The sequence below is a fragment of the Vibrio neptunius genome (assembly GCF_000967495.1).
GTDB lineage: Bacteria > Pseudomonadota > Gammaproteobacteria > Enterobacterales > Vibrionaceae > Vibrio > Vibrio neptunius.
Window position 1 is genome coordinate 41,559 of record NZ_JXXU01000069.1, and the last position, 7,872, is coordinate 49,430.

The 7,872-nt window shown below is 45.8% G+C and carries 7 protein-coding genes and 1 riboswitch; all 7 genes read right to left on the bottom strand.

Annotated features, from left to right (window positions below):
* Positions 1–6 precede the first annotated feature (6 nt).
* A complete protein-coding gene (locus TW84_RS20925) occupies positions 7–774 on the bottom strand; it encodes a thiazole synthase (RefSeq protein WP_045977561.1) in 768 nt (255 codons plus the stop codon).
* Between the two features lie 5 nt (positions 775–779).
* Positions 780–989 carry a sulfur carrier protein ThiS gene (gene thiS, locus TW84_RS20930; RefSeq protein WP_045977562.1) on the bottom strand — a complete coding sequence of 70 codons (210 nt, stop codon included), beginning with the start codon at positions 987–989 and terminating at the stop codon, positions 780–782.
* Between the two features lie 31 nt (positions 990–1,020).
* A complete protein-coding gene (locus TW84_RS20935; RefSeq protein WP_045977563.1) occupies positions 1,021–1,776 on the bottom strand; it encodes a HesA/MoeB/ThiF family protein in 756 nt (251 codons plus the stop codon).
* Positions 1,770–3,041, bottom strand: coding sequence for a thiamine phosphate synthase (locus TW84_RS20940; protein ID WP_045977564.1), 1,272 nt, complete (start codon positions 3,039–3,041; stop codon positions 1,770–1,772). The genes TW84_RS20935 and TW84_RS20940 overlap by 7 nt, the downstream gene beginning before the upstream one ends.
* Positions 3,041–4,981 (bottom strand): phosphomethylpyrimidine synthase ThiC, encoded by a 1,941-nt coding sequence (thiC, locus tag TW84_RS20945; protein ID WP_045977565.1) that lies wholly within the window; start codon positions 4,979–4,981, stop codon positions 3,041–3,043. Before thiC ends, TW84_RS20940 begins: the two co-directional genes overlap by 1 nt.
* A 171-nt stretch (positions 4,982–5,152) precedes the next feature.
* A riboswitch (TPP riboswitch) is annotated at positions 5,153–5,251 on the bottom strand.
* A 68-nt stretch (positions 5,252–5,319) separates the two neighbouring features.
* On the bottom strand, positions 5,320–5,703 hold the full coding sequence (gene crcB / locus TW84_RS20950) for a fluoride efflux transporter CrcB (protein ID WP_045977566.1): 384 nt from the start codon (positions 5,701–5,703) through the stop codon (positions 5,320–5,322).
* Positions 5,704–5,813: 110 nt separating this feature from the next.
* The gene (locus TW84_RS20955; RefSeq protein ID WP_045977567.1) at positions 5,814–7,196 is read right to left on the bottom strand and encodes a multicopper oxidase family protein; all 1,383 of its coding nucleotides are present in this window, start codon (positions 7,194–7,196) and stop codon (positions 5,814–5,816) included.
* Positions 7,197–7,872: the final 676 nt, after the last annotated feature.

Here is a 7,872-nt window from a genome sequence, read left to right on the forward strand (position 1 = left end):
CTTTAACTACAGTTCATCGAGAAAAGACGTCAACGGACTTGATGCCACCGCATGAGAGACCTGACCCGCTAAACCGGCTTCATACGCCATTCGCCCAGATTCAACGGCCATTTTAAATGCAATCGCCATCGTAACCGGGTCGGCTGCGGCAGCAATCGCAGTATTGACCAATACGGCGTCAGCACCCATTTCCATCGCGCGCGCAGCATGGGAAGGTGCGCCAATACCAGCATCAACAACAACAGGAACGTTAGCTTGGTCAATAATAATCTCAAGAAAATCATGCGATGCTATGCCCTTATTTGAGCCAATTGGAGCTCCTAAAGGCATCACTGCTGCACACCCTACCTCTTCCAATCGCTTGCATAAAACAGGATCAGCATGACAGTAAGGCAGTACCGTAAACCCATCTTTGACCAGTTGCTCCGCTGCAGATAGCGTTTCTATCGGATCAGGCATTAGATACTTAGGGTCTGGATGAATCTCAAGTTTGAGCCAATTGGTACCCAGAGCCTCTCTTGCTAAGTGCGCGGCAAATACTGCATCTTTGGCATTTTTTGCTCCCGAAGTGTTAGGCAATAAATGCACTCCTGCTTCAATTAAAGGCTGAAGAATATCATCTTGTTGATCGTGTATATCAACACGCTTCAAAGCCATGGTCGCCAGTTGTGATCCCGACACCTTAATCGCCTGTTCCATCAGAAATTTGTTGGCGAACTTTCCAGTGCCCGTAAACAGTCGTGATTTGAATTCTCTATCTGCAATCTTAAGCATCGTTGTTAGCCTCCAGCAATGGCTTGAAAAAGTGAAATCGCATCGCCTTCATTCAGGCAAGTGGTTGGCCAATCACTGCGCGGCACAACGGTATTGTTAATGGCAAAAACGCATCCAACTTCAGGCAGTGAGAACTGTTGAATGATATTTTTTAGGCTTGCACCTGCGTTGACACGCTGAGATTGTTCATTGATGATTATGTGTATTTCGCTCATTGCTTCACTTCTTAATTATGTAGTTTGGTTGTTATTGACTGCACACAGAACACTGCCGGTCGCGTGTAATCGTCATCACTTGCCAATTAAGTTTTAGTCCATTGAATAGGTGCAATTGGCCAATCGGAAAATCAAAATGTCCTAATGCCAATTTCTGTAATGTCGCTAAGGCTTGATAGTTGCCTAAGGTGCCGACGACAGGACCCATGATTCCATTTTCACTGCATTTGCTTGGTTTGGTTAGCTCATCAAAGGGGTAGAGACATCTATAACATCCAGACTCCTTGTTCGATGAATAATCGAAGACAGCAAATTGTCCTTGCCAACCAATAGCGGCCGCGGAAACAAGCGGCTTACTTTGTTGATAGCAAACTAAGTTAATCAACTGACGCGTTTGAATATTGTCGGTACAATCTAAAACCACATCCGCTAACATCACTTCTAATGCTAATTGAGGTGCCTCTAACCGCTTGCCAATGGTGCGTATCTGCACACCTGCATTCAGCTGGTTTAACTGTTGGCGTATGGCCTCTGTTTTGGCTTTACCGAGATTGTCCTCACGATAGACAATTTGACGTTGTAGATTACTAGAATCAACATCATCATCATCGACCAACACCATTCGCCCTACTCCAGCTGCAGCTAAATACAGACTCGCTGCACTGCCTAATCCGCCACAGCCAATAATCAAAACATGCGATTGAGTAATATTTTCCTGCCCATACTCGCCAATTTCCGGCAGAGAAATCTGCCTTTGGTAACGTAGGAAATCTTGGTCACTTAGCATGCAGAAACCTCCTTCAAAACATCAACACTAATGTTTCTCCGCTCTTCGGCTGTTAACTGAGTAAAGAATTCAATCGCATGCTCCAGTGATGGCGCGTTAGTGATAGCACTCACCAGCGCCAAGCTAGTAACCCCACAACTCCAAACTGAACGCGCATTGGATTGAGTAATGCCACCAATCGCGACGGTAGGTATGCCTGTCGAATTTAGATAAGGCATGGTATTAACCAGCTTTTGATAGAGTGCCAGTTTCACTAGCCCTTGAGGGTTGGTTGCGATTTGTTTCGTCTGGGTGGGAAAAATATGACCCAAAGCTAGATAACTTGGATTAGTCTGTGCAACTCGAAGCAACTCATAATAACCGTGGGTCGATAACCCTAGACGCAAATTGGCTTTAGCTAATTCAGCTAAGTTGCTTTCCTCAATATCCTCTTGACCTAGATGAACACCATAAGCCTGATGTTTAATTGCTAGGCGCCAGTGATCATTGATAAAAACCTGAGCATCATGTCGACGACCAAGTGCAACCGCATCTTTAACTTGTTGCTCCAAATCATTTGCCAGTGGGTCTTTAATTCTCAACTGAACAGTTTTGACACCACTTTCTAAAAGCTTCTTGACCCATTCAACGCTATCAACAACTGGGTAAAGCCCTAAATCACATTTAGATACGGATGGAAATGCCAATTGGTTACCTGATTTAATCCAGCCAGCGCTAATTCCTAGTCGGTAATGTTCGAGAACAGGGGATGGAAAATCGATAATGTTCTCTGCCCATGTTTCACGTGAAACATTCACCATGGCTCGTGCAAGTGTAAGAGCATCTTCAAGTGTAAATGCCAAGCTGATGAGGGTAACAACCCATGCAAAGTGACGTTTACGATCAAACTCTGATTGATTGACTGAACTCGCTAACGCACATACTTGATCACGACTAGGGTCTAGCCAGATATCTAGTACCTGATTTACATCCAAGACATCAATGTAAGCGTGAGATGAAGCTATTATGGACCTAGATGGCTTGATAGTGATCCCAGAGCAATACTCGATAAAGTACGTACATTCATGGCCCACCACAACGGACTCCACTAAATCTGTAGCCAACTTTGTCCATTCTGAGCCATGAGATATTTGAACTGTTTGAGCTGGACTGACGCCCAGCTCAATGTTTTGTATCTCGAAGCCTTTTTCCTTGGCCAGCTGTAAGCATTTCTCAATTTCAGGTTTGACATCAGCTAACGCTGTCGGAATAAGGATCTTTGCCATTACTCCTCCGTTACAGCCGTAGCAGCGGGATGGTAAAGCTCTGAGCCCGTGTCACGAAACTCCTTCGATTTCTGACGCATACCTTCAAGTGGATCATCCAACATTTTGACACTGATCGCTTGGTCCGCTGCTACTTGCTCAGTATCTTTGGCGTATTCACGCACCTCTTGTGAGATCTTCATTGAGCAGAATTTTGGACCACACATAGAGCAGAAATGGGCGACTTTACCCGATTCTTGAGGCAGGGTTTCATCATGGAAAGCACGTGCAGTATCAGGATCGAGCGCAAGGTTAAACTGGTCTTCCCAACGGAACTCAAATCGTGCTTTTGATAGTGCATTATCGCGCACTTGTGCTCCTGGGTGCCCTTTAGCTAAGTCGGCAGCGTGCGCGGCAAGTTTATAGGTAATCAGCCCAGTTTTTACGTCTTCTTTATTAGGCAGGCCTAAGTGTTCTTTTGGGGTCACATAACACAGCATTGCACACCCGTACCAACCGATCATCGCCGCACCAATACCTGATGTAATGTGGTCATAGCCCGGAGCAATATCTGTGGTTAGAGGGCCGAGCGTATAGAAAGGGGCTTCATGGCAATGCTCTAGCTGCTCTTCCATGTTCTCTTTAATCATATGCATTGGCACATGTCCTGGGCCTTCAATGATCACCTGAACATCATACTCCCATGCGATCTTTGTAAGCTCTCCAAGGGTGCGTAATTCTGCAAACTGGGCTTCATCATTTGCATCGGCGACAGAGCCAGGGCGCAGGCCATCACCAAGCGATAGCGCCACATCGTATTTAGCACAGATTTCACAGATCTCGCGGAAGTTGGTATAGAGGAAGCTTTCCTGATGATGAGCAAGACACCATTTAGCAATGATAGATCCACCGCGTGAAACAATGCCTGTCACGCGTTTGGCTGTCATAGGTACATAGCGAAGGAGTAAGCCCGCATGGATAGTAAAGTAATCGACGCCCTGCTCCGCTTGCTCAATTAAAGTGTCGCGCATCACCTCCCAATTGAGGTTTTCAGCAACGCCGTTCACTTTCTCCAATGCTTGATACATAGGTACTGTACCAATTGGGACAGGGCTATTACGCAGAATCCATTCGCGAGTCTCGTGAATATTACGACCAGTAGACAAGTCCATCACTGTGTCGCCCCCCCAACGTGTCGACCAAACCAGCTTTTCAACTTCTTCCTCAATTGATGAGGTCACAGAGGAGTTACCAATGTTGGCGTTTACCTTCACAAGAAAGTTACGGCCAATGATCATAGGCTCAGATTCTGGGTGATTGATGTTTGAAGGGATAATGGCACGACCCTCGGCGACTTCTTTTCGCACGAATTCAGCGCTGATTTCGTCGGGAAGATTGGCACCAAAACTTTGCCCAAGGTGCTGCTGATTGAGAACCTGATCGCGATACTTTACGCGGCCCATATTTTCGCGTAATGCAATGTACTCCATCTCAGGTGTGATAATGCCTTTGCGGGCATAGTGCAGCTGAGTAACGCATTGGCCATCTTTCGCACGGCGGATGCGTGGCAAGTTGCCATATCGAAGCTCATCGAGCGTTTCATCTTTCAATCGCTGCTTGGTGTATACAGAGCTGACATCATCGAGTACTTCTGTATCGCTACGTTCTTCTATCCATTCATCTCTCAGTTTAGGTAATCCACTGTACAGGTCTATTTTATGCGTAGGATCGGTATAGACGCCTGAAGTATCATAGACACGTACTGGCTCATTTGGCTCAAAAATTGGAGAGTCTTTGGTGCCCCCAATCAAACTATCTGCGAGAGATATTTCGCGCATCGGGACACGAATGTCAGGGCGTGAACCCTCAACGTATACTTTGTGAGAATTAGGGTACGGTTGTACAGAAAGAGAATCAATGAACTGTTTTGCTTCCAGTCTCGCTTGCTTGCGACTCGACATAGCATTTTTCCTTGCTTTGTTATTCTAGATAAAAAGATTTTGGATAAAAATGCTTGGCGGATAGATGCGACAAGAGGAGTCAAAATACAGGTGATGCGACTAGAGTGTTAACTAATGATCACCGAAACAACTTCGACTATTTGATAGATGCACCCAGAGAGAATTCTGGTGTAGGTATCGTCTCTTGTTCCCTTCGCAGGTGTTAGCCTGATCAGGTTCAACGGATCCCGAATTAACGGTCTCAGCCTTATGGCACTCCGACAAGTAAAATCAGTATATAAAAACGGCCTGGTGAAACCAAGCCGAGTTGTTTATTTTTAGAACAATTTTATCAAGTATTAGCTTTTGATCAGCATTTGAAAGCCTATCCAAGCCGCCGATATACTCAAGACAACATTGAGCAGTACATTTAGCCCCATCTTGAAAAATGCACCTTGCTGCATAAGAAGTACATTGTCCATGGAAAAGGTTGAGAAGGTGGTCAGCGCGCCAAGGAAGCCTAGGCCGATGATTTGACGCCATGGTTCGGTGGCCAACACTTCATTTTCAAATGCGGCAATCAACAAGCCCATAATAAATGAACCCACAACGTTGACCGTGAGCGTACCATAGGGGAAACCTCGCCCGAGCAATACCGCACAAAACTCCGAAACTAAGTATCGCGAGCATGCACCAAAGGCACCACCCAATGCGATAAATCCAAGTATAGAAAGTTGTCCCATGGTTCCTCCTGTAACATTCTGCCGTATTGTATCTGGAACAAGGCTATTTTCGAATCAAAATCGCAACACATTATCTCAAATTAATTTTGAGATTTAAAAAGTTACAGGAGTCACTTTACCTCGATGTAACCCATTAGTCCGGTTTTCATGTGTTCAATGACGTGGCAGTGATACATCCAGCGCCCTGGATTATCGGCAACAAACGCCGCTTTGGCTCTGCCGTTTTTGCCTAGTAGTACGGTATCGGTATGGAACGGTTCAGCAATCTTTTTACCGTCCATTTCCAGAACAGTGAATGTATGACCATGAATATGAATTGGGTGGTGATATTGGGTAACGTTCTTCAAATCAAATATATAAGTTTTACCGTACTCGAGCGTCGCCAACGGAGCCGGGATGTTATCTTTACTCATGCCTTCCCACGCTCTCTTATTGGTTAACCAGAACTTGGGCATAGCTTTGCCATCTTTACTCGTTGGAGTAACCGCTCCCTCCCACTCAAAAACAAAGTCAATTTCCTCAGCATTAGCCAAATCAAGCTGAGGCACTGGATTCAATGGTAACTTGGGCAACGGTTGAGACTCAGGCAAAGAGGATTCGACAACTTCGAATTCACACAAAGGAAATGGGAAACGTCCCTTCATTTGACGAACATAGACACGCTCACCAGCTTGAGGAGCAATAAGACCTACATCTACCCTCATTCCTGGGCCAACTTTATGCTGAGATAGCTTATAGGGCGTTTTTACGGGGTTACCATCAATAGCAATGACCCATGCCTCAGCACCTTCCACTACAATCGGGTAGGTAATGGTATTGTCGACGTTGGCGATTCGTAACCGTGTCGTTGCTCTGGTCTTGAGTTGGTAAATAGGCTCATGTATTCCATTCACACTGCTCCACTCCCCAGGGGTGCCCATTCGCGCACTCATACGCGGGATCATTAAGTCTTTCCACTGGCCTTTTTTATCGAGGTGCCAGTGCTTGAGCATCAACTCGTGTTCTTCATCGAAGATAACAGGCTGACTTTCCTCGACAATGATCAGTCCAACCAACCCCATTCCAAGCTGCTTAACACTGTTCATGTGCGGGTGGTACCAGAATGTGCCGGCATCAGGTGGTGTAAATTCATAGCTGAAGGTCTCACCTGGCATGATGGGAGGCTGGCTAAGGAATGGAACACCATCCATTTCAATCGGTATTCTCAGGCCATGCCAATGGATGGTAGTAGGCTCTGAAAGCTTATTAGTGAATCTTATGATGACAGGCTCACCTTGACGACAACGAATCGTTGGGGCTGGAATCTGTCCATTGAATCCAAGCACTTGGGTTTGATAACCAGGCACCAATTCTGCAGTAGCAGGTTCAGCCGTTATATCGTAGACATAACGCCCCTCAGGATCGGTTGAACGATTGACTGAGCAAGCGGGCAAAATACTGAGCGCCGAAATGGCGAGTGAGGATTGCAGGAAGCGACGACGAGAAATTTCCATATACTGATAACTTTTAGTGATGCGTCTGCAAAATGTAACAAACTATTAGTAATAATTCTCAACAAGAGAGCAAGTTTTGGCAAGCCACGATAAATTGGATGCAACAATTTGGAGTTGGCTTAAGAAATATCTCATTCATTACTGCTCAATCTAAAAGAGTACTGGCCTATACGACTTAAGCGATTAGGGAAATATAGGGGCAGATGCTCTGCTCTTGTAGCTGGGACTCGCTGTCGATATGAGATGACTATTCATATGCCATATGCTCTAGAAGATAGAAATCCCTGAAATGTGTTGCTTGGTAATTAGGGAAATCAGTAAACAGTGAAATGAAAAAGGCCCTAGTCTTTCGACTAGAGCCTTAAATATGGCAGGGGTGGAGAGATTCGAACTTCTAACACGCGCGTCTTTGGTAGTGGCGGAATCCGCTGCTCGCTCCTAGCTACAAAAGAAAAAGCTCTAGCATTTCTGCTAGATCCTTGAATGTGGCAGGGGTGGAGAGATTCAGCTCCCAACACGCGCGTCTTTGGTAGTGGCGGAATCCGCTGCTCGTTCCTAGCTACAAAAGAAAAAGCTCTAGCATTTCTGCTAGAGCCTTGAATGTGGCAGGGGTGGAGAGATTCGAACTCCCAACACGCGCTATTTTTGGTAAGTCGGGGGAATCCGCTGCTCTGCC